The organism is Kribbella sp. NPDC049174 (assembly GCF_043197365.1).
Lineage (GTDB): Bacteria > Actinomycetota > Actinomycetes > Propionibacteriales > Kribbellaceae > Kribbella.
In genome coordinates this window covers 19757-40580 of the sequence record NZ_JBICSZ010000014.1, presented here as the reverse complement: position 1 = coordinate 40580, position 20824 = coordinate 19757, and the positions used below count along the sequence as shown (strand labels likewise).

The following is a 20824-nucleotide window of genomic DNA, read 5'->3' as shown; positions in this document are numbered from 1 at the left end:
AGAAAATCGCACCTGCGAACCGGTCGCACCAGGTAGGTTCGGTGGGTGCGGAGTTATGGGGCTGAGGTGCTGGAGATCGCCGACGAGCTGACCGAGGCGTACGTGGAGGTGTTCACCGCGCCGCCGTGGTCGCATCGCGATCCGGAGGAGACTCGTGCTGCCTTCCGGGTACGCCTTGAGGGTGATGCGCGGCGGGACGGGTTCCGGGCGCTGGTGGAGCGGTCGGCCGATGGGGCGATCGCGGGGTTCGTGTCCGGGTGGACGACGCCCGCGCCGTTCCGGACGGACCGGGCGTACGGGAAGGTGCTTCAGCGGCTCGGGGCGGAGCAGGTGGAGGAGTTGCTGGTCGGCGCGTTCGAGATCGACGAGCTCGGCGTTCTGAAGAGCGCGCGCGGGACCGGGGTCGGCCGTCGTTTGCTGGCCGCAGCTGTCGAGGAGTATCCGCGGGCGTGGCTCCTGACCTGGGATCAGGCACACGACACGATCGCGTTCTACCGCCGCGTCGGCTGGCAGGAACCGCCGGTGCGCGGCCCGGAGACCGACATCGTGGTGTTCCTCGCGCCGAACTGATCCAACCGTGGGCGGCGGTCGGCACTACCAGAAGGCGCCCGGCACTACGAGATGTAGGTCAGAGGCCGAAGAGGTCCTGGGCGTTGCGGCTCATGATGGCTTCGTGTTCGGTGGGGTTCAGGTTGGCGGCTTCGAAGGTGCCCAGGGCTACCGACGGGTCGATCAGGGTGGCGTCGGTGCCGAACATCAGTCGGGACGGGCCGATGCGGTCCAGGATCCAGCGAATGCGGCCGGCTTCGGGGGCGGACCAGCACGGCTCGAACCAGATCCGGTCGCTGCGGCTCGCAGCCTCCGGGACCAGCGGCCAGCCGTTCGCGCCCATGTGACCGGCGATCGCCCGGGCGCCGGGGACCCGATCGGCGACGTCGGCGAGGTCGAGCACATTCTCGCCCCAGGTGTGCACAAGGGTGGGCAGACCGAACTCCGTGGTGAGCTCGATAGCGGCCTGCATCCCGGGGGAGTCGATCGGTGTCCGGCTGTACTCGGTGTGGATCTTCGCGCCGACCCAGCGGGAGCGGCCGTCGCCGGCGAGCAGTTCGGTGAGATCGGTCCGGGCCTCGTCCAGCCGGCGCGGGTCGACCACGAGCATGCCGCGCAACCGCGGGTCCGTCGGGAGTTGGGCCGCCAGGGATCGGTTGCCGGCCGGTGCGTCGTACACGATGGCCTCGATCGCGGACACCAACTGGATGTCGATCCCGAACCGGTCCATCAGTTCACTGTTCACGCCCACGCTGCCGACGTCCATGGAGAAGAACCACGGCCCCCAGTGCGCGTGCACGTCGATGATCATGCCTGCTCCAGGATTCGAGTGAGGTTGTGGCTGCCGGTGAGCGCGATCTCGTCGGGGCTGAGTTTGGACGTGAGCAGGCGGCGTACCACCGCCTGCGTTTCGTGGAACGGCGTCCGGCAGCCGAGGACCAACCGCTCGGCCCCGACCTCGGCAGCGACGATCTCCAACGAATCCGGTCCGGTCAGCATCCGGGTCGACGTGTGGAATCCGGCCTCACCCCGCGCCAGCACCACGAAGTCGCCGAGATAGTAGAAGTGCGTGTCGAGGAACACGACCCGCGCCCCGAGCCCCCGGAACACCGGACCCATCTTCCGTACGTCGCCCTCGGTGAAGATCGTCATCCCCGCATCCACCAGCAGCCGAACGACATGCTCGAAGGCCGGAAAGCCGGGCTCGACCCCCTGCGACGTCGGCGCCAACCGGATCGCCCGCGGCCGCTCCGGCCCGGACAGCCACCGGTCGAGCTCCCGCTCGGCACCGAGCGGATCGCGCAGATCCAGCACCGGGCACACGGTCCACCCGTTGCCCTCAGCAACCTCACGTGCCTCGTCGTTCCCACTCGGTACGTCGAAGTACGTCGCCCGCAGCGAGGACACCACCCCACCCGAGATCCCGGTCGCCTTCATCACGTCCCGCACCGCATCCGGCCGGCTCCACCGCCCCGTCGTCACGTCATGGCCGACCAGCACATCACAGTCCAGCAGCACGGGTACGTCGTTCATCCAGCCACCTTAGACAGTGCGGTGTGGACCTTGCGGATTGCGGTGATGATGTCGTCCACGTCTGCCGAGGTGTAGTTCTCGTTCCAGGGGAGGACGAGGAGTCGGTGGCTGATGAGTTCCTCGGCGTTCGGGCAGAGGCCTGACGGGTAGTCGACGTCCTGCAGCGGGAAGTGGGAGGCGCCGTACGTCACGCGATCGCGCAGCGCCGGGGCGGCGTACAGCGGGCTCGTCAGGTAGCCGCCGTTTGCTGGAATGCCCTCGGCGGTCAGTGCCGCCGCCCACTCGTGCAGGTCACCGGCAACTGAAGGGTCGAGGATGAGTGGGTACTGCCAGTAGACATGGTCGCCGGAGTCCGGTGGCGGCGTGACGCCGGCCAGGTCCGCGATACCAGCGGTAGCCCGGGCGGCCGCCGTACGACGATCTGCGACCACGCCGGCCAGGCGCGTCAGTTGCGCACGCGTGACCCCGCCGACCAGCTCGGTCATGCGGTAGTTGAGCGCCAGGAAGAGGTAGTTCCGCTCGTTGGTGGCGCGCGGCCAGCCCTTGTCGGCGAACAACCGCATCCGCCGGGCCTGGGCGGCGTCCTCGGTGACGACCAGGCCGCCGTCGCCGGCGCTGATGTGTTTGGTCTGCTGCAGGCTGAAGCAGCCGATGTGCCCGATCCGGCCGACCAGCGTGTCACCGACCGGTGCGAGATAGGCCTGCGCGCAGTCCTCGATCAGCGCGATCCCGTGCTGGTCGCACAGCTCCCGCAACTCGACGATCGGCGCCGGCTTGCCGAACAGGTGGACCGCCAGCACCGCCTTGGTCCGGGGCGTGATGGCGGCGGCGACCGCGGCCGGGGCGAGGTTGCCGGTGATCGGGTCCACGTCGGCGAACACCGGTACGGCGTTCTGCATCAGGATCGGGAACACCGTGCCCATGTCGCTGATCGGCGTGGTGATGATCTCGTCACCCGGCTCCGGGTCGACCGCGGCGACCGCCAGGTGCAGAGCCGCCGTACCGGAACTGCAGGCGACCGCGTGCCCGGCGCCCAAAATCTCTGCGAACTCCTGCTCCAGCGCCGGGACCTCGGTGCCCCAGGTGGCCGACAGCATGCCGCTGCGGAGCACCCGCTCGGCGGCCTTCACCTCCTTGTCGCCGAAACGGCGGCCGGAGGCGTCCATCACCGACGGCAGCGGGGTGGAGCGCACCGGGGTGCCGCCGTCGCGTGCGAGTTCGGTCTGGTCCATCGAAACAGTCTCCACGTCGTTGAAGGTGCCTCGGTCTAGGAAGGTGCTCGGTCGTTGAAGTTGCTCACGGCAACGGTAGCTGGACGAGATCACGGTCGGCGAGGCCCCACACGCTGTGCGGTGCTCCGCCGCGGACCGGCGACAGTTGCGGCACCGTATACCACCCGTCGCCGAGCTTGTTCACCAGGAGTTTCGCCTCGGTGAGACCAGGGCCGAGCTGATAGAGGTTCCCGCCGAAGTTCGTCTCACAATAGACGCCGGTGCGGTCCGTGTAGATCTCGCCGTAGCCGGACAGCTTGTTCGTCCCGCGGACCACGGCACGTGTCTTCAGGTTGTAGGTGAACCAACCACCGCTGGTCCGCTTCAAGACGCCGTACAGGATGCCGTCCTTGACCGCGACGCTCTGGATCGAGCGCTCACCGGCCAGCGGATCGACTGTCCAGAGCAGCTTCCGCCGGCCCAGATCGAACGCGCCGATCGCGGCCGCCGAGCGGGTCGGGGTGATACCGCCGCCACCGACGACGTCGCCGCCGAGGTACGCGATGCCGTCCACGATCGAGACGGACATGACGCTCTGGTCGGGCAGGATGCCGTAGTAGACGTCGAGCGCGCCGGTCGTGGTGTCGAGGAGAGTCAGGGCACCGGTGAGCTTCCCGGTCCCCGGCGCGGAGGCGATCGCGAGCAGCTTCGTCTTCTCGTCGTACGCCGCCTGCCAGGGCCGAGTCTGCTCGTGGCCGATGATCCCGAGGCTGTGCACTTCTTTGGTCCGCGGATTGATGCGCACCACCTCGGTGCTCGGGTAGATCGCGGAGTACAGCCCATCGTTCACCCAGGTCAGCGTCTTGGCCTCGCCGGGCACCCGGATCCGACGGGTGGCGCCGGTGCCGATCGCGTGTTCGGTGACGACCCAGTGACCGCCGACGTACAGATGTGGGTTGCCGAGCTCGATCGACTGTGGCTTGTCCGGCGCTGGGGTGAAGCCGGCCTCCACGAGGTCCAGGAGCTCGAACGAGCCCGTCGACAGGTCGAGCCACCAGAGCACTCCGGACCCGGTCGAGCCGAGCAATGTGGTCGCATCGAGCAGCAGGAGGCGCCGATGCTCGTCGGCCGGCGCAGGCGTGGCGACTGCGGTCAGCGTGGTGTCGGTCGGGCCGCAGGACCACACCGTGCCGGAACGACGGGTCGTCACGTACGCCGTGCCGTCCGGACTGACCGCGATCGCGTCAACGCCGGTCTCGCCGTCTGGCAACGGGACGATGCGAACGTCGCTGCCGTCCAGCGCCATACTCACCAGCGCTCCGGAGGCCCCTGCATAGATCCGGTCTGCCGTGGCGGCGAACGGCCCGAAGTTCTGGCCACGGACCGCTGCCGGAGTCAGATCGCGGAATGTCTGCGCAGTCCGGTCGTAGCCGACGAGCTGGGACGGCGTGTAGATCCCGGCGTAGACGTAGTCTCCTGCGGCGCCGACGTAGCGTCCGAACTGCGCGCCCGTCACCGGTGTGCCGAGTCGGGTGAGGGCGTTGGTGGCGGGGTCGATCTGCCAGATGGTGCCGTTCGGGTAGCTGACCGCGAAGACCTGACCGTCCGGCGCGGTCGTCATGTCCCAGACGAATCCACCGGCGCCGGCCAGGCTGCCGACCCGGGTCAGCTCCGCACTCACGGGGTCGAAGCAGTAGACGTCGGCGACCGGGTACAGCCCGACGTACACCTTGCCGCCGGCGACGGTGATACCCCAGCCGCCTTCACCGACCGGGAGGTCGATCGTCCTGGTCACCTGCCGGGTGGCGAGGTCGATCTCGACCAGCTTGGGCGGCACGATGCCGCGGGTGATCACGTAGGCATGCCCGTTGTGGACGGCCATCGCCACCACCGCAGCGGTCAGGCAGGCCGCTCCGAACCTCGGCAGTGTCGACCCGTCGATGGGATCAGCCTGCACAGCGGCATGTGCTCCGGAGATCGGCAAGGCGGTAGCGGCACCGGTGAGAAGTGCACCGGTCAGCACCGTACGGCGAGAGATCGTCATCGGAAGGGCCTCACTTCTCGCCGGGGAGATTGCCGATCCGGACCAGGTCGCGGCCCTTGATCGTGTAGAGGGCGTCGCCGGTGTGCGACGTCGTGATCAGCGGATAGCCGTAGACCTGGGTGGCCAGGCCGTCGACCACCGTGGTGACCGCGGGCGGTCCGGACCGGCTCGGCACGACCTGGAAGACCCGCTTGCTGTCCGTCCCGAACAGCCCGGCGCGGGCAATCGTGAGCCGGCTCTGACCAGTGCCGATCGCCACGGTCGAGAGCACCTTGCCAGTGCGCGGATCGAGGACGGCGAGCCGCCCGTCGTCAGTGGTCGCGTAGAGCCGCCCGCGATAGACGAGAACGTCGCTGTAGGACTGCGCATCGGGCAGCGGAGCGACCTCCCAGAGAGTGCGGTTGCGGCTCCGGTCAAACGCGACGACCGTTGCCTCGGGCAAGATCGGATCGGTGCCGAGGCTGTTCCGGGTCGCACCACCCAGGTACGCGACCCCGTCCTGGGTGGCGACCGATCGGACGGACTGCTGCGGTACGACGCCGCGGTGGACCTCGAGTTCGCCGGTGTCCAGGTAGTGCTCGGTCAGCGTGCCGTCGTACTTGCCGTAGTCGGGCTCGGTGGAGAGCAGCCAGGTCCGGGACCGGGCGTCGTACGCCTCATCGGTCGGGCGGGTCTGCTCGTTGCCGATCCGGCTGAGCTCGTGCAGGCCGGTGCCGTCCGGTTTCATCGACCACAGCCGGGCGAGGGTGTAGACGCCGAGGTAGACATCGCGGCCGACAGGCGTCAGGGTCTTGGCCTCGCCGGGCAGGAAGGTGCGCGTGTTGGTGCCGGTCGCGAGGTCGTGGACCTGGATGCCGGCCTTGCCGCTGACGAGCACCGAGGTCGAGGTGGCGGCGATGCCCATGGCTTGCTCCGGCGCCGGCGGCAGACCGGCCGTCCCGAGATCAGTACCCGTGAAGGTGCCGCTGGTCTGGTCGAACTCGACGACCTGACTGGTCAGCTCGGCCCGGATGGTCGATCCGTCGACGAAGATCCGGTTGAAGTACGCCCCGTCGTACGGCGAACCGAGTCGTTCGAGCGTGGAATCGGCGTACCGGTAGAGGGTGCCGGACGGGCGGGTGCCGAGGTAGACGTCGCCGGTGGGTGCGTCGATCGTGATTGCGGTGACGTACTGATCGCCGCCGGGGGTCTGCACCTCGACCGGATTGCTCAGGTCGGCGGTGTCGAAGACGAGCATCGTCCCGGTGGGGGAGAGGCCCGCCGCGAGGGTCGTCCCGGACAGGCTGAGGGTGGCGACGAAGGTGCGGTCGGCGTAGGCGGCCGGAAGCACGTCGCGGCGTGAGCCGGTGGCGCGGTCGATGGCGATCAGGTGGGCCTTGGTGCCGACACCGGCGTAGATGGTGGTCGCGTCGGCGGCGATGCTGCGCACGTACTGCTCGCCGGGGACGGCCGCGCCGTACGTCTTCGTGGTGCCGGTCGCGGGGTCGTACTCGTGGACGGCGCCGTCCGGGTAGGTGCCGGCGACGATCTTGCCGTCCGGCGTGGCCGCGATCGACCAGATGAACGACCCGAACTGGGCGACCTTGGTGGCCGAGCCCGACACCGTGTCGATCCGGTACAGGTCGCCGGGGGTGTAGAGGCCGACGTAGAGGTCGGCGCCGAGGTGGGCCATCGCCCAGGCGCCGGCGCCGGTCGGCAGGGTGATCTTGCGGTCGACGGTGCGGGTGACCGGATCGAACGCACCGACCTGGATCGGGGAGACACCGGACGTCACCGTCCAGATCCGGTCCCCGACCTGCTCCGCGACGCTGGTCGAGGTGACGGCCGACGCGGGACCGAGATTGTCCACGGTCACCGCGCCCACGGCGGCCGCGCCCACGGCGGCCGCGCCCACGGCGGCCGCGCCAGTGGTGTCCGCGTCGGGAGCGGCCGCGCCGGGGGTGGCCGAAACGCTCACGAGTGCTGCACAAATGACGAACACGCCGATCAGTTTCCGTGCGAATCGCTTGTCCACAAGGCCTCCCGGGACGCCGCGACCGGTTTTACGGCCATGGCTGAAATTACCCGGCAGCGTACGCGCGGCCGAATCGGGACGTCAACAGATCAGGAAGGGGGTGTGGAAAAGCGTCAGAGGTGGACGCGGTAGACGACCAGCGGCCGGCCGCTGCCGGTGCCGACCTGGGTGCCGGTGGCGTCGGCCAGACCGGCTCGTTCCAGCCGGTTCAGGACGCGGCGGGCGGTCCGGGGCTGGATGCCGAGGTGGTCGGCGACCGTGCGCGTGGTCAGCCCTTCCGGCGCCGAGCGGACGAGCTCCTGCAGCCGCTCCAGCGTTGCCTTCGACAACCCGGCGCGCTGCGCGAGCACCTGCAGTTTCGACCGCTGCTGGGCCCGCGGCGCCGCCCCGCCGACCAGGACGAGATCGATGTCGTTGCGCAGCGAGACCACTGCCGCGGTCCGCCCGGCGGTCTTCGCGCGGCCGAGCGCGCGCCGGGCGAGCGCCTCCGTCTCGATCCCCGAGCCGCCGATCCCGAACCCGATCCGCACCGGCCCGAACTGCTCCTTGAGCCTGCTCAGCATCCCGAGCTCGGTGAACGAGGCGGTCGCCTGCTCAAGTGGTCCCCGCGTTGCCACGACCAGGAACCGCTTGTCGTCGTACCGCAGGACGCTGCCGCCGAGCGAGCCGGCCTCGCGCCGCAGCGCCTGCTCGCCTTCCGCGGCGATCTCGACCAGACCGAGGGCGATCTGCGCATCGTCACTGCGCAAAGCGTCATGAACGAGCAGCAAACTGTTCACCGCGGCGCGGACCGAGTGGACCGACGGAGCCAACCGGATGGTGGTCTGCTCGGTCCGGAGTTTCTCGTACGCCGACCGCAGACAGGTGACCGCGACCGTCGCGCCGGCCTGGTGGTGGAACGCGATCACGTCATCGGCGCTCAGCCCGCGACGGTACGGAAGCACCCGGACATCACCCGTCGGCAGCCCGACTTCTTCCAGCGTCTCGCGGACCTGCGCCTCGTCCAGGACGTCGATGCTCATCGAGGTGACGTCCTGGCCTTCGCGGAGCAACTGGACGAGTGCCCGCATCAACGTCGCGCCGGTGTACTCCACATGCGCGGCCGGGCGGTCCAGAAGGTCGTGTGCGGCGGCGATCTGGTACGGCACCACACCGGTGAACAGCCAGGCGTCGACACTCGCCGGCGCGTCGGCCATCACTTTGGGCGTGTCGGTCTCGCGCCGATAGCGCAGTGGGACGACCTCGACACCGCGCAGGGCCGAGACGATCCGGCTGGTGGAGGTGACCAGGTCCGAGGGGCCGATGATGCCGATCGTCGTCACCATGTCGGGTCCCCCTCCATCATCGGCCCAGTTTCACCACATCATCAGGTTGCTGCAAGAACCCTCGCCGTAGAAGCCCGGCTCGACGGCTTCCGGTCCGGTCCGGAACACTGGCGTCCATGCCACGAACGCCCGGTCGCATCGCCCTCGTCGAGCTCGACACCTCACACCCAGCAGCCTTCGTGCCGCTGCTGCGCGGGCTCGGTCTGGAGGTCACCGCCGTACTCGATTCAGGGGCTGTCCGGCCGCCGTCGTACGCCGGTGAGTTCGCCACACGCCACGGGATTCCAACGGTGGCAACCAGTTTGGACGAGCTGACAGCAGACGTCGCGATGTTGCTTGGGTGCGACTGGGATCAGCGCTACGAGCAGGCGTGCACGCTGCTGGACGCGGGGATGGCGGTGCTCCTCGACAAGCCGATCGCGGGTCGGATCGACGACCTCCGCGACCTTGCCGCTCGGGCGGCCGCCGGGCAGCCGGTCGGCGGCGGGTCGTCGTTCCGCTGCCTGCCGGAGGCTGTCGCCTGGCGGGAGCGTGGTGAGACGGCCGCTCTGGTGCTGGTTGGTTGCGCGGGGCACCCGTTCTACTACGGCGTCCACGCGGTGTCCTTCGCCGAGGCGTTGCTCGGTCCGGGCTTCACAGCCGCGCGGGCTCTCGACGAGTCGAGTCGACGTGGGCTGCTCCGGCACGCGAGCGGTGCCGAGGTGCTGGTCGACATCCACGATGGCTATCCGTACTTCGCCACCGTCGCCACCGCTTCCTCGGTGGAGCACCTGCGGCCCGACCCGGTCGGTGTCTATGAACCGTTCCTGGCCGCCCACCTGCTACACGACAAGCCGCCGCGCCTCAGCGTCGAGCCGGAGCTGATGCTGCTGGCGCTGGCCCACTCCGCGGCGACCGGCGGTGACTGGGTCGAACCCGAGTCCCTGCCCGCCTCCTTCTCACCCTGGGACGCCGCCGCCTACACCGCGGCGTACACACCACCGGCATAACCGCAGTCACGATGGGTACTGGGCCGTTGCGGCCGGTCGATGAACCCCGCTCGCACACGGTGTCACCGACCGGCTGCTCCGTGCGAGATCGCACGGAGCAAGGTTGCATCGGGCAATGGTTGGGAGAACCGATGAACGAGCTCACGCACACTCTGGTCCGGCTGGACGACGTCGGCCTGACCCTGGCAGACCCCGCCGACGACCTCCGTGGCCGCACGGTGATGGATCTGAACGGTGACGAGGTCGGCAAGGTCGACGGGCTGCTGATCGACGAGGACGAGCAACGGGTCCGGTTCATGGAGGTCGGCTCGGGCGGTTTCCTCGGGCTCGGCGAGAAGAAGCGGCTGATCCCGGTCGACACCATCACCCGCGTCGACGACGACAGCGTCCACATCTCCACGGATCGCGACCGGGTCGCCGGCGGACCGGTGTACGACCCGGACGTCGTACCCGAGCGCCACTACCTCGAAGACGTCTACGGCTACTACGAGGCCCCACCGTTCTGGGGCCCCGGCTACTTCTACCCAGGCTGGCCGCGCTAGTCGAAAGATCAGGCCCTCTGGACGTACGTTACGACTGTGACGTCAGGGGGCGGTGGGGTGCGGTTCGGGATCCTTGGTGATCTCGAGGTGACGGTCGATCACGGGCGGCTGGAGTTCGGTGGTCCCAAGCAGCGTGGGCTGTTGGCGATGCTGCTGATCCACCTGAACCAGTCCGTGTCGGCCGGGCGGCTGACCGAGGCGTTGTGGGGGAGCGAGCCACCGTCCGGCGCCGAGGTCACGCTGCGCACCCATGTATCCCATCTGCGTCGGCATCTCGCCTCCGCCGGTGCTGCTGACGTGCTGGTCACCCGGCGGTCCGGGTACAGCCTGGCGCTCGATCCGGAGCAGGTCGACGCCTACCGTTTCGAGCGCCTGGCCGGTCTGGGGCAGGAAGCCGTCGGGCTGGGCGATCCGGAGCGGGCCGCGCAACTGCTGCGGGACGCGCTCGAGCTCTGGCGCGGGCCGGTCTTGCAGGACCTCGGTCGCCCGGTGTTCGCCGACGCCGAGACCGCGCGGTTGGACGGTCTCCGCCTGGACGCCCTGGAGGCACGGATCTGCGCAGACCTCGCAGTGGGACGGTACGACGTCATCTCCGAGCTGGAGCGGCTGGTGATCGACCACCCGTTTCGCGAGCGCTTCCACGGACAGCTGATGCTCGCGCTCTATCGCGCCGGCCGGCAGGCTGATGCGCTCGCGGCGTACGCCTCGGCCAGAGAACGCCTCGCCGATGAGCTCGGGCTCGACCCTGGCCCGGCACTTGCGGAGCTGGAGACCGCGATTCTGCGCGGCGATCCGGCTCTGCTGCTTCCTGGTGCTCAGACGGCGTCGCCGAGTCAGGTGAAGGCTCCGCCGGACGCTCTGTTCAGCAGTGTGCGGCGGGATCGCATGGTCGGGCGGTCGGGTGAGCTGGATCGGCTCTGTGACCTGTGGCAGGAGGTTCGGGAGGGTGCGGCCCGGGTGGTGCTCGTGTCCGGCGAGGCGGGCGTCGGCAAGACCCGGCTCGTCGCGGAGTTCGCGCACAGCGCGGCCGCGGACGAGCCCCGGTTCCTGGTCGGTCGGTGCGACCAGGCAGAGATCCCTTATCAGCCGATCGTTTCAGCGCTCCCGGAGAGCGCGGAGATCGTTGCCTCGGCCCCCGAGGTGATGCGGAACCGCTTTGCCGGGCTCCTGGCTCAGCTGGCTCCCGTCGTCCTCGTGCTGGAAGATGCCGAGCGCATCGACCATGCCAGTGCGGAGCTGGTGCGACACGTCCTGCGTCAGCTGCCCGCGCGCGTCCTGGTGATCGTCTGCTTCCGCGATCCGCCGGGAACGAGGCATCCGGCGCTACTGGAGTTGCTCGGTGACCTCCCGGTCGCTGACAGAGTGGTGCTCCAGCCCTTGAGTGAAAGCGATCTGGGCTCGCTGGTCGGTGATCAGCCGGCCGAGTTCGTGCGGGAGTTGTGGCGCAGTACCGGCGGGAATCCGTTCTACGCCGGTGAGGTGGTGCGCGACCTCAAGACCCGCAATGGGCAGTTCGTGGTCCCGTCCGGGGTGCGCGACGTACTGCGGCATCGGCTGCAAGCCCTACCGGCTGAGGCGCAGCAGGTGGTGCGGTGCGCCGCAGTACTGGGCCGCGAGGCCGAGTTCGGGTTGCTCGCGCAGTTGGTCGATCTGGCGGAGGATCCGTTGATCGACGCGCTGGATCAGGCGGTGGGCGCCGGGTTCCTGGTGGAGGCGGGGAGTTCGTGGAAGGCGACGTACAGCTTCCCGCACGACCTGATGCGGGAGGCGGTGTACGGCGACATTCCGCAGACCCGGCGGCAGCGGCTGCACGTTCGTGCCGCCGAGGCCTTGCAGTTGCCGGGAGCAACCGTTGCGGCGGCCGCGGTACATCTGCGGGCGGCCGGCCCGGCGGCGGATCCGGAGCAGGCCGCGGACCTCAGCCTGCAGGCGGCGGACGAGGCGGCCCGGCTCTACGCCTGGCATGAGGCCGTCGCCCACGCCGAGGCCGCCGTCGACGTTCTCGACCAGGCCGGTGCGACGCCGGACCGGCGGGCTGCTGCCGCGGTGGAGACCGCGATCCTTCGACTCAAGTCGAGTATCGGCGACCGGCGCGCGATCGAGCTGCTGGAGACCGCACTGGAGCTGTACGCCGGTGACGATGTCGCAGCCGCGACGGTCCACGGCCGGCTCGGCGGTGCCCTGTGCACGAACCACTCGGTGATGGACATTCCGCGGGCGATCGATCACCTCGCCGCTGCTGAGCGACTGAACGGCGACCGGTTCCACCTCCATCGCGGGATGAGTCAGGCTGCGATGTACGGCGTACGCACCGAGGTGCTCGGGGATGCCGCCCGACGGGCCGAAGCGTTGGCCGCCGACCTCGGCCGGCGCGATCTGTCCGTGATGGCGTCGTGGGGGCGGGCCTGGTACGAGTTCAACCGTGGGCAACTGCTCGAGGCGGCGACGATCCGGGAGGCGATGTGGGCCACCGCGCACGAACTGGCCGACCCGTACCTCGGCTGGACCTCGGTGAGTGGCGCTGCGCTGTCGGCGACGGAGTACCTGCTGGATCCGGTCGCGGGCCGGGCGTGGTGCCGGCGCGGGCTGGCGCAGGCGCGGTTCGAGACCTTCGAGCACCCGCACGACACCATCGTCGATCAACTCGCGCTCGCGTTGGCGGCGATGGGCGACCTGGACGAGGCGCATCGGGTGGCCGCCCCGCTGCCTGCTGATGCCGTCAGCCGGCGGATACTGACCTTTCTGGACGGTGATTGGGAACGGGCCGAGCAGGACTGGGCCGCGGCACTTCGCCGGGACGAGGAGGCGGGCGACTTCCACGACGCCGCGCTGAACGCACGGTGGCTCGGTGGCGTTCGTCGGCTCCTTGGTGACCAGGACGGCGCAGTCGCGGCGTTGCGACGGGCGGTGACGATCGGTGTCGAAGGTCCGCAGCTGCCGACTGAGCTCGCGGCCCGGGCTGAGCTCGCACAGGTGCTGGCGGAGAGCGGTGGCCTCGCCGAGGCAGCAGTTGAACTCGAGCGCTGCGACGGGATTCTGGCCGCGGGCGAGGACTGGCGTGGACTGGGCGGTGTCGTCGAGTTGGCGCGTGGTGCGGTGACCGGTGCGGATGACGCGTATCGGCGGGCGGTCGAGATCTTCACGACGTACCGGCTGTCCTGGCGGCGGGCGGCCGCGTTGAAGGCCTGGGGGCGCTGACCTCAACACCGGTTCCACAGAGCTTCAACATCGCGCGGTCATCGTGGCCGGCATGAACCAATCTTCTGCAGCGGACAGCGCGAGGCTGTTCGGGTGCCTGTTCGCGGCGCAGTCGAGCCTGCTGGTGCTGACGCCGATCCTGTCCGAGGTCGCGACCGACTTCGGCGTCTCACCGGCGACGGCGGGCCAGCTCCGGGCGATGTCCGGCGTGGTCGCGGCGCTCGTCTCGGTCGGTCTGGTGCTGAGCCGCCGGCGCTGGGAGCTTCGCAGCCTGCTCGAACTCGGGCTCGGTCTGCTGACCGTTGCGGCCTCGGCGAGTGTGCTCGCACCGTCGTTCGCCGCCCTGGCGGTTGCACAGGCTGTCCTGGGGGCGGGCGTCTCCCTGGTCCTGGCGGGCGGGCTGGCAGCAGCCGGGAGGTGGGCACCGGAGGGCGAGCGCGCCACACTGCTGTCCTGGGCGATGGTCGGTGCACCGAGCGCCTGGATCGCCGGTATGCCGGTGATCGGCCTGCTCGGCGGTCACAGCTGGCGACTCGCCTGGCTGGTGCCACTCGCAGCGAGTGTGGTGACACTGCATGCAGTCTCGCGCCGCGAGCGAGGTATGCCGGAACCCGCACCCACCTCGGCGTTGCGCGGATCCGGCGCGAACCGGTGGGCCCTCGGAGAACTTCTGGCGTACGGCGGCTGGTCGGGCGTACTCGTGTACGTCGGTGGGCTCCTCACCGATGCTCATGGAGCGTCGCCCGCAGCAACTGGTGTCGCGCTGGGTGGTGGAGCGATCGCGTATGTCGTCGCCACCTTCCTGGCCCGGCGCTGGGTGGCCCGCGCGGCCCGGCCGATGGTGCTCGCCGCCGGATCGGCGTTGGGTGTCGCCGCACTGGTCCTGGGCGCGGTCCGACCATCGTTCGGCTTCTCCGTGCTGATGTGGGCGGTGACCGCCTTCTTCGCCGGGGTTCGCATGATGGCCGGCAGCGCGGCCGGGCTCGATCTGGACGGTGTTGGTCCGTTGCAGGCGATGAGCGTGCGTGCGGCGTCCATGCAGGCCGGCTATCTGATCGGCGCCGTACTGGGTGGGGTGGGGCTCGCGCTCGGCGGCTGGACGGTCGTCGGTGTCGCGCTCGCCGTACCGCTGCTTCTTGCGGTCGGTGTGACGGCAACAGATAGTGAGATCTCTGCCCGGGTGAAGGTGGGTGCGCGATGACCGAGCGATACGACGCGGTCGTGGTCGGCGCACGCTGCGCGGGGTCGACCCTCGCGACCCTGCTGGCACGGGCCGGTTGGCGGGTCCTCCTGCTGGATCGGGACCCGTTCCCCAGCGACACCGTGTCCACCCACGTGATGTTCCCGGACACGCTGCAGCGCCTGGACGAGTTGGGTGCACTGGCTGAGCTCAAGGCCTCGCACGAGCTGCGGATGGTCAAGTTCAGTTGGCGGGTTCTCGGTCACGACGTGGCCGGCGGGTTCACGCCGATCGGTGGCTTCGACCGGGCGACCTGCGTTCGGCGGATCACGCTCGATGCGGCGCTGGTCGAGGTGGCCAAGGCGTCCGGGGTCGAGTTCCGGGCCGGCGTGGAGGTGGCCGGTCTGATCGGGTCGGATCCGGTGCAGGGCGTCGTACTCGAGACCGGAGAGCGGATCGAGTCCACCTGGGTGTTCGGCGCGGATGGGCGGGTGTCGACGGTGGCCCGGCGGCTTGGTGTGCGGGCGACCGATGAGCGACGCGGTGAGATGTCGTTCCTGCTGGCGTACTGGCGCGGTTTGCCGCCGTCGGACTGGTGCCATATCGACGTGCATGAGCAGTCGGCGTTGATGTCGGTGCCGTGCGAGGACGGGGTCCACCTGTTGTCGGTGACCGGTACGCCGGAGCTCACCCGGGGATCGGCCGCTCAGCGCGAGGAACGGTATCTGGCCGCGCTGCACCAGTTCCCGGCCGTGCTGAACGCGCGGCTGCTGGACGGTGCGGAGCGGATCTCGCCGATCGTGGTGGTGCCGGAGACGATGCTGCGCGGTCACTACCGGACGGCGAACGGACCGGGCTGGGCCTTGCTCGGCGATGCCGGCCACTTCAAGCACCCGGTGACGGCTCAGGGCATCGGCGACGCGATCGAGCAGGCCTGGTACATCGGTGCGACGTTGGCCGCCGGCGGTGACCTGGACGGCTATCAGGAGTGGCGCGACAACCGGGCGGCCGAGTACTACGAGTGGTCCTTCGCGCTGGCCGCCTTCGCTCGGGGCCGAGCGGCCGCGACCTTCTCCGGACTCGCCTCGGATCCCGTTGCCAGCCAGGAGTTCCTGGACACCTTCACCAAGCGGGTGCGCCCGTCACGAGTCAACACCCGGGAGCGCCTCGCTCGCTGGAACGCTGCCTGGGCGTACGACGACGGCCGCCGGCAGGTGCTGGCGATGGACCTCGACGAGGAGCGACTCGCCCTGCAGGTCCCGGCCTGTCCGGAGTGGACGGTACGAGACCTGATCGCGCACCTGGCCGGGATCGCCGAGGACACCCTGCGCGGGTCGTACTTCGACGAGGCCCTGGACGCCTGGCGCGATCCCGGAATCGCCGAGCGGCGCGAAGCATGGACAGCTGGTCAGGTGTCCACGCGCGCGGACTCGCCGATCGAGGCGGTGCTGCGCGAGTTCGACGAGTACAGCGGCAGGCTGGTGACGCTGATGCGCCGCTGCGAAGGGCCGGCCGGTCCGCCATGGTTGCTCTCGGCACCTGTCGGCGACCTCGCCGTTCACCTCGCTGATCTACGTGAAGCGCTCGGGCTCGAACCTGACGAGACGTCACCGATCACACACTTCGGCTTCGCGGCGTACCGGGACTGGCTGCGCGCCCGCATCGCCGAACGCGGCCTGCCGCCGTTGCGGTTGTCGGACGGGCACAAGGACTGGCTGCTCGGATCCGGCGAGCCCTCGGTCACTCTGACCGCCGATCGCACCGAGCTGTTCCGCGCGATCACCGGCCGGCGCAGTGCCGCGGCGATCCGCTCCTACGACTGGTCCGGCGATCCGACGCCGTACCTGCCGATCATCGCGCCGTACCCACTGCCGGCCGATCGGCTCGCAGCCCACTAAGGGCGCTGCGTCACTCATTTGTTCAGCACGCACGACCTGACGACGGTCGGCGTGCCCAAAAAAAGAAGGGGAAATCATCATGACCACCATCGCCACATTCGAGGAGATCAAGGCGAAACAGCGTGCCACCTGGGGGAGCGGCGACTACGGCAAGATCGCCTGGGTGACCGTGCCGGTCGCCGAGACACTCGTCGCCGCGGTCGATCCGCGGCCCGGTGCGACAGTGCTGGACGTCGCGACCGGGACCGGGCATGTCGCGCTCGCCGCGGCTCGCCACTTCGCGGCCGTCAGCGGGATCGACTACGTACCGGAGCTGGTCGCCACGGCCGAGCAGCGTGCGCGGGCCGAAGGGCTCCCGGTCGACTTCCGGGAGGCCGACGCGGAGAACCTGCCGTTCGCGGACGACTCGTTCGACTACGTGGTGTCGGCCATCGGCGTGATGTTCACGGCCGATCACCAGCGGGCTGCCGACGAGCTCGTCCGCGTCGCCAAGCCGGGCGGGCGGATCGGACTGGCGAGCTGGACGCCGACCGGGTTCATCGGGCAGCTGCTCAAGACCGTCGGCCGGCACGCGGCACCGCCGCCTGGCGCGCTGCCGCCCACCCGCTGGGGGACCGAGGAGGTACTGCGGGAGCTGTTCGGCGAGCGGGTCAGCTCGGTCGAGACGACCGTTGCGAAGGTGACGCAGCGGTTCACCTCGGCAGAGCACTTCGCCGACTTCTTCCTGACGTACTACGGCCCGACGTACAAGGCGGCCGAGCGGCTCGACGAGGACGGCCGGCGTGCCTTCCGGGCCGACGTGATCGAGCTGGCCAAGGCGGCGAACCACGCCACCGACGGCACCTTCGCCGCCGACTGGGAATACCTGATCGCCATCGCGACGAAGGCCTGATCGAAACGCAGTGCGGCACTGCCATCGGCTCCCGCTGGCAGTGCCGCGGCCTTCGGCTAGAGCGCCGCGGAGATGTTCTGGGCGGCGGTGGTGAGGGCGGGGGTGATGCGTTCGACTCGGGCGGGGGAGTAGCGGGCTCGGGGCATCGACACCGAGACCGCCGCGACGGTCTCGCCCTGTGCGTTGGTGATCGCGCGGCCGACGGCGATCAGGCCGCGCTCGGTGCGTTCGCGGTTGATGGCGACACCGCTGCGCCGGACCGCTCGCAGTTCGCGCCGGAGTTTCGTCAGGTCGACCCGCTCGGTCGGTGGCGCGGCGTCGTACAGGGCGATGAGTTGTTCGTCGGTGAGTGCGGCCAGCATGACCAGGCCGCCGGTCGACTGGTGGGCCGGGAGCACCATGCCCTCGCGGCTGCCGACCCGCAGGGTCTGGGTGGACTCGACCGAGGCGATGAAGCGGATCGTCCGCCCGGTGCGGACGCTGAGGTTGACGGTCTCGTCGAGGGTGTCGACCAGGGTGCGCATCGGCCCGAGCGCGGCCGCGCGGATGACGCCGATCCCGGAGTGTGCGGTCGCCGCGACCTCGAGCACCGGTCCGGCGCGGTAGCTGCGATCGTCGTCCTGTACGGCGAAGTCGCGGTAGACCAGCGTGGACAGCAGTCGATGTGCGGTGGACCGGGCGACGCCGAGTCGCTCGGCGGCGGTGGACACGGTGAGTGGACCTTCCACCTGCAGGATCACGGCCAGGCGGAGTGCGTGGTCCACACTCGTCACGCCGTACGCCGGGGGATTCTTCATCTGCTGCACCATGGGACCCATTCTGCAAGACAGAATCTTCTGTTCCGAGATGGCGGGACAGCGCACTGTGATTCCCATGACCGACTCACCTGTGAAGCTGACCGCCGAGGACGGGCCCGACCAGCCGCCGGCGACGCCCGAGCTGGAGGATCTCTACCGCGGCTTCGAGAAGGAGTTGCTGGTACCGCTGTGGACCCGGATCGGCGACCTGATGCCGCACCAGCCCACCTCGAAGGCCCAGCCGCACCTGTGGGAGTGGAAGAACCTGGTCGAGCTGGCCGCGCGCTCCGGCGACCTCGTGCCGGTCGGCCGCGGCGGTGAGCGGCGAGCCATCGCGCTGGCGAACCCGAGCCTGGGTGGACGCCCGTACGCGACGCCGACCCTGTGGGCCGCGATCCAGTACCTGATGCCGGGGGAGGACGCGCCCGAGCACCGGCACACCCAGAACGCGTTCCGGTTCGTGGTCGAGGGCGAAGGCGTCTGGACGGTCGTCGAGCGCGACCCGGTCCCGATGCGCCGCGGTGACTTCCTCCCGCAGGCCGGGATGAACTGGCACGCGCACCACAACTCGGCGTCCGAGCCGATGGCGTGGATCGACGGGCTGGACATCCCGTTCCAGTACGACGTCGAGGCGCAGTTCTTCGACTTCGGCCGGGAGCACCTGTCCGAGGAGGAACACGCGACGCCGGACCGCTCCCGGTCGGAGCGGCTGTGGGGGCATCCGGGCCTGGTGCCGGTGTCGCAGTTCAAGCCGGCCGAGGGCAGCCCGCTGCTGTGCTACCGATGGGCCGACACCGATGCCGCGTTGACCGATCAGCTGGAGCTGGAGCGCGAGGGCTACCCGAGCACGGTCGAGCGTGGTCACGCGGTCGTTCGCTACACCAACCCCACGACCGCCGGTGATGTGCTGCCGACGATCCGGGTGCAGTTCCATCGCATCACCGCGGGAGTTGAGACGGCACCTCGCCGGGAGACGGGATCGTCCGTGTACCAGGTGTTCGACGGATCCGGACGCGTGACGGTCGGCGACTTCTCGTGGTCGGTGCAGCGCGGTGATCTGTTCGTCGTACCGTCGTGGATGCCGTTGTCGGTGTCGTCGCAGGCCTCCGGGTCCGACTCCGACTCGGGTGCGCTCGACCTGTTCCAGTTCAGTGACACGCCGATCTTCAGCAAGCTCAACCTGTACCGCGAGGAGGTCGGCCGGTGAAGCTGGCAACGATTCGGGTCCGTGACACCAGCACTGACCGCACCACCGCCGTCCGCGCCGAGGGTGACGTGCTGGTCGACCTCGGGGTACCGGACGTCGGCGCCGTACTCGCCGGTGCTGAAGTTGCCGACGGCAAGGAGTATGCGGTCGCCGATGCGGACTTCGCGCCGTTGGTGCCGCGGCCGAGCAAGGTGGTGTGCGTCGGGCTGAACTACCGCAACCACATCCAGGAGATGGGCCGCGACCTGCCCGAGTACCCGACCCTGTTCTGCAAGTTCGCCGACACCCTGATCGGTGCGTACGACGACATCCTCCGGCCGGCCGAAACGGAGATGTTCGACTGGGAGGCCGAGCTGGCCGTGGTGATCGGCCGCGAGGTACGGCGTGCCAGTGAGGACGAAGCTGTGGACGCGATCGCCGGTTTCACCGTGCTCAACGACATCACCTGCCGCGATTGGCAGTTCCGCACCCGCGAGTGGTTGCAGGGCAAGAACTGGGACTCGACCACCCCGGTCGGCCCGTACCTGGTCACCCCGGACGAGGTCGGCGGACCGCGTCCGGCACTGGACATCCGCTGCCAGGTGAACGACCAGGTGATGCAGAAGGACACCACCGGCGATCTGCTCTTCGACCCGGTCGACCTGGTCCGGTACGTTTCGACCATGATCCGCCTGAACCCCGGCGACCTCATCGCCACCGGCACCCCCGGCGGCGTCGGCCACGCCCGCAAGCCCGCCGTCTTCCTCCAAGGCGGCGAGACCGTCGTGACCGAGATCGAGGGCATCGGCCGGCTCGAGAACCGCGTGGTGCCAGGGTGATCAAGGCAACCGCATGGGTCGCCGAGGGTACGGCGCTCAGCCGCCAGGCTCTCGTGGACCTGGATGGCGCGTCCCTGCTCCCCGGCTGGACCAGGAGGCATGTCGCCGCGCACCTGTCGCTGAACGCCGAGGCCCTCGGCAACCTCGTGCACTGGGCCCGGACCGGCGAGGAGCGGCCGATGTACTCCTCGCCGGAGCAGCGGGCCACCGACATCGAGGCCGGTGCCCTGCGGTCGGCTGACGAGTTGCTCGCCTGGTTCGACGAGTCCGCCCGGGTCCTGGCCGAGGCGATGGCGACGCTGACCGACGAGCAGTGGCAGGCGCGGGTGCTGACCGCCCAGGGCCGCGACGTCCCGGCGACCACGATCCCGTGGATGCGCAGCCGCGAGGTGATGATTCACGCGGTCGATCTCGGCACGGGAGTGACGTTCGCGGACCTGCCGGCTGACTTCCTCGAGGAGTTGTGTGCCGACATCCGGGCCAAGCGCGGCGACGTACCGGACGTGCGGGGGTCGCTGCCCGACGTAGCGGCGTACCTGGCCGGGCGGCCGTATGAGAGCGTGCTCACCGCCGATGGTGCGCCGGCAGAGCCGTTGCCACCCTGGTTGTAGAGATCTTCGGGGCGGC

General features: G+C 69.7%; 17 protein-coding genes. 10 read left to right on the top strand and 7 right to left on the bottom strand.

The features are described 5' to 3' along the window. The first annotated feature begins 45 nt into the window (after positions 1-45). Entirely contained in the window at positions 46-570 is a 525-nt protein-coding gene (locus ACGFIF_RS40750) for a GNAT family N-acetyltransferase (protein WP_393162606.1), read from the top strand. Positions 571-628: 58 nt separating this feature from the next. On the opposite strand, the gene ACGFIF_RS40745 is transcribed toward ACGFIF_RS40750, so the two are convergent. From ACGFIF_RS40745 to ACGFIF_RS40720, 6 genes are all read right to left on the bottom strand, one after another. Further along, on the bottom strand, positions 629-1360 hold the full coding sequence (locus ACGFIF_RS40745) for an amidohydrolase family protein (RefSeq protein WP_393162604.1): 732 nt from the start codon (positions 1358-1360) through the stop codon (positions 629-631). Beyond that, positions 1357-2082, bottom strand: coding sequence for a hypothetical protein (locus ACGFIF_RS40740; protein ID WP_393162602.1), 726 nt, complete (start codon positions 2080-2082; stop codon positions 1357-1359). Before ACGFIF_RS40740 ends, ACGFIF_RS40745 begins: the two co-directional genes overlap by 4 nt. Continuing rightward, a complete protein-coding gene (locus ACGFIF_RS40735) occupies positions 2079-3314 on the bottom strand; it encodes a DegT/DnrJ/EryC1/StrS family aminotransferase (RefSeq protein ID WP_393162600.1) in 1236 nt (411 codons plus the stop codon). The genes ACGFIF_RS40740 and ACGFIF_RS40735 overlap by 4 nt, the downstream gene beginning before the upstream one ends. Before the next feature lie 64 nt (positions 3315-3378). Continuing rightward, entirely contained in the window at positions 3379-5337 is a 1959-nt protein-coding gene (locus ACGFIF_RS40730) for a hypothetical protein (RefSeq protein ID WP_393162598.1), read from the bottom strand. Between the two features lie 10 nt (positions 5338-5347). Continuing rightward, on the bottom strand, positions 5348-7351 hold the full coding sequence (locus ACGFIF_RS40725; RefSeq protein WP_393162596.1) for a PQQ-binding-like beta-propeller repeat protein: 2004 nt from the start codon (positions 7349-7351) through the stop codon (positions 5348-5350). A gap of 113 nt (positions 7352-7464) precedes the next feature. Continuing rightward, the gene (locus ACGFIF_RS40720; RefSeq protein ID WP_393162594.1) at positions 7465-8676 is read right to left on the bottom strand and encodes a helix-turn-helix domain-containing protein; all 1212 of its coding nucleotides are present in this window, start codon (positions 8674-8676) and stop codon (positions 7465-7467) included. Between the two features lie 116 nt (positions 8677-8792). On the opposite strand from ACGFIF_RS40720, the gene ACGFIF_RS40715 reads away from it, so the two are divergent. The 6 genes from ACGFIF_RS40715 (at position 8793) to ACGFIF_RS40690 (ending at position 17375) form a co-directional block, all read left to right on the top strand. Continuing rightward, positions 8793-9665 (top strand): Gfo/Idh/MocA family oxidoreductase, encoded by an 873-nt coding sequence (locus ACGFIF_RS40715; protein WP_393162592.1) that lies wholly within the window; start codon positions 8793-8795, stop codon positions 9663-9665. Between the two features lie 131 nt (positions 9666-9796). Then, on the top strand, positions 9797-10207 hold the full coding sequence (locus ACGFIF_RS40710; protein WP_393162590.1) for a PRC-barrel domain-containing protein: 411 nt from the start codon (positions 9797-9799) through the stop codon (positions 10205-10207). A 36-nt stretch (positions 10208-10243) separates the two neighbouring features. After that, complete coding sequence (locus ACGFIF_RS40705) at positions 10244-13405, top strand: BTAD domain-containing putative transcriptional regulator (RefSeq protein ID WP_393162588.1); 3162 nt, start codon at positions 10244-10246, stop codon at positions 13403-13405. Positions 13406-13457: 52 nt separating this feature from the next. Beyond that, entirely contained in the window at positions 13458-14606 is a 1149-nt protein-coding gene (locus tag ACGFIF_RS40700) for an MFS transporter (protein WP_393162586.1), read from the top strand. Then, entirely contained in the window at positions 14603-16483 is a 1881-nt protein-coding gene (locus ACGFIF_RS40695; protein WP_393162584.1) for an FAD-dependent monooxygenase, read from the top strand. The genes ACGFIF_RS40700 and ACGFIF_RS40695 overlap by 4 nt, the downstream gene beginning before the upstream one ends. Before the next feature lie 79 nt (positions 16484-16562). Then, positions 16563-17375 (top strand): class I SAM-dependent methyltransferase, encoded by an 813-nt coding sequence (locus ACGFIF_RS40690; RefSeq protein ID WP_393162582.1) that lies wholly within the window; start codon positions 16563-16565, stop codon positions 17373-17375. A 56-nt stretch (positions 17376-17431) separates the two neighbouring features. Here the strand turns inward: ACGFIF_RS40690 and ACGFIF_RS40685 are convergent, their stop codons facing one another. Further along, positions 17432-18184 (bottom strand): IclR family transcriptional regulator, encoded by a 753-nt coding sequence (locus ACGFIF_RS40685; RefSeq protein WP_393162580.1) that lies wholly within the window; start codon positions 18182-18184, stop codon positions 17432-17434. A gap of 64 nt (positions 18185-18248) precedes the next feature. Between ACGFIF_RS40685 and ACGFIF_RS40680 the strand changes: the two genes are divergently transcribed. From ACGFIF_RS40680 to ACGFIF_RS40670, 3 genes are read left to right on the top strand one after another with little or no spacing between them, the layout of a single operon-like run. Then, on the top strand, positions 18249-19379 hold the full coding sequence (locus ACGFIF_RS40680) for a cupin domain-containing protein (RefSeq protein ID WP_393162578.1): 1131 nt from the start codon (positions 18249-18251) through the stop codon (positions 19377-19379). Continuing rightward, complete coding sequence (locus ACGFIF_RS40675; protein ID WP_393162576.1) at positions 19376-20197, top strand: fumarylacetoacetate hydrolase family protein; 822 nt, start codon at positions 19376-19378, stop codon at positions 20195-20197. The genes ACGFIF_RS40680 and ACGFIF_RS40675 overlap by 4 nt, the downstream gene beginning before the upstream one ends. Continuing rightward, positions 20194-20808 (top strand): maleylpyruvate isomerase family mycothiol-dependent enzyme, encoded by a 615-nt coding sequence (locus ACGFIF_RS40670; RefSeq protein WP_393162574.1) that lies wholly within the window; start codon positions 20194-20196, stop codon positions 20806-20808. Before ACGFIF_RS40675 ends, ACGFIF_RS40670 begins: the two co-directional genes overlap by 4 nt. The last annotated feature ends 16 nt before the right edge of the window (positions 20809-20824 follow it).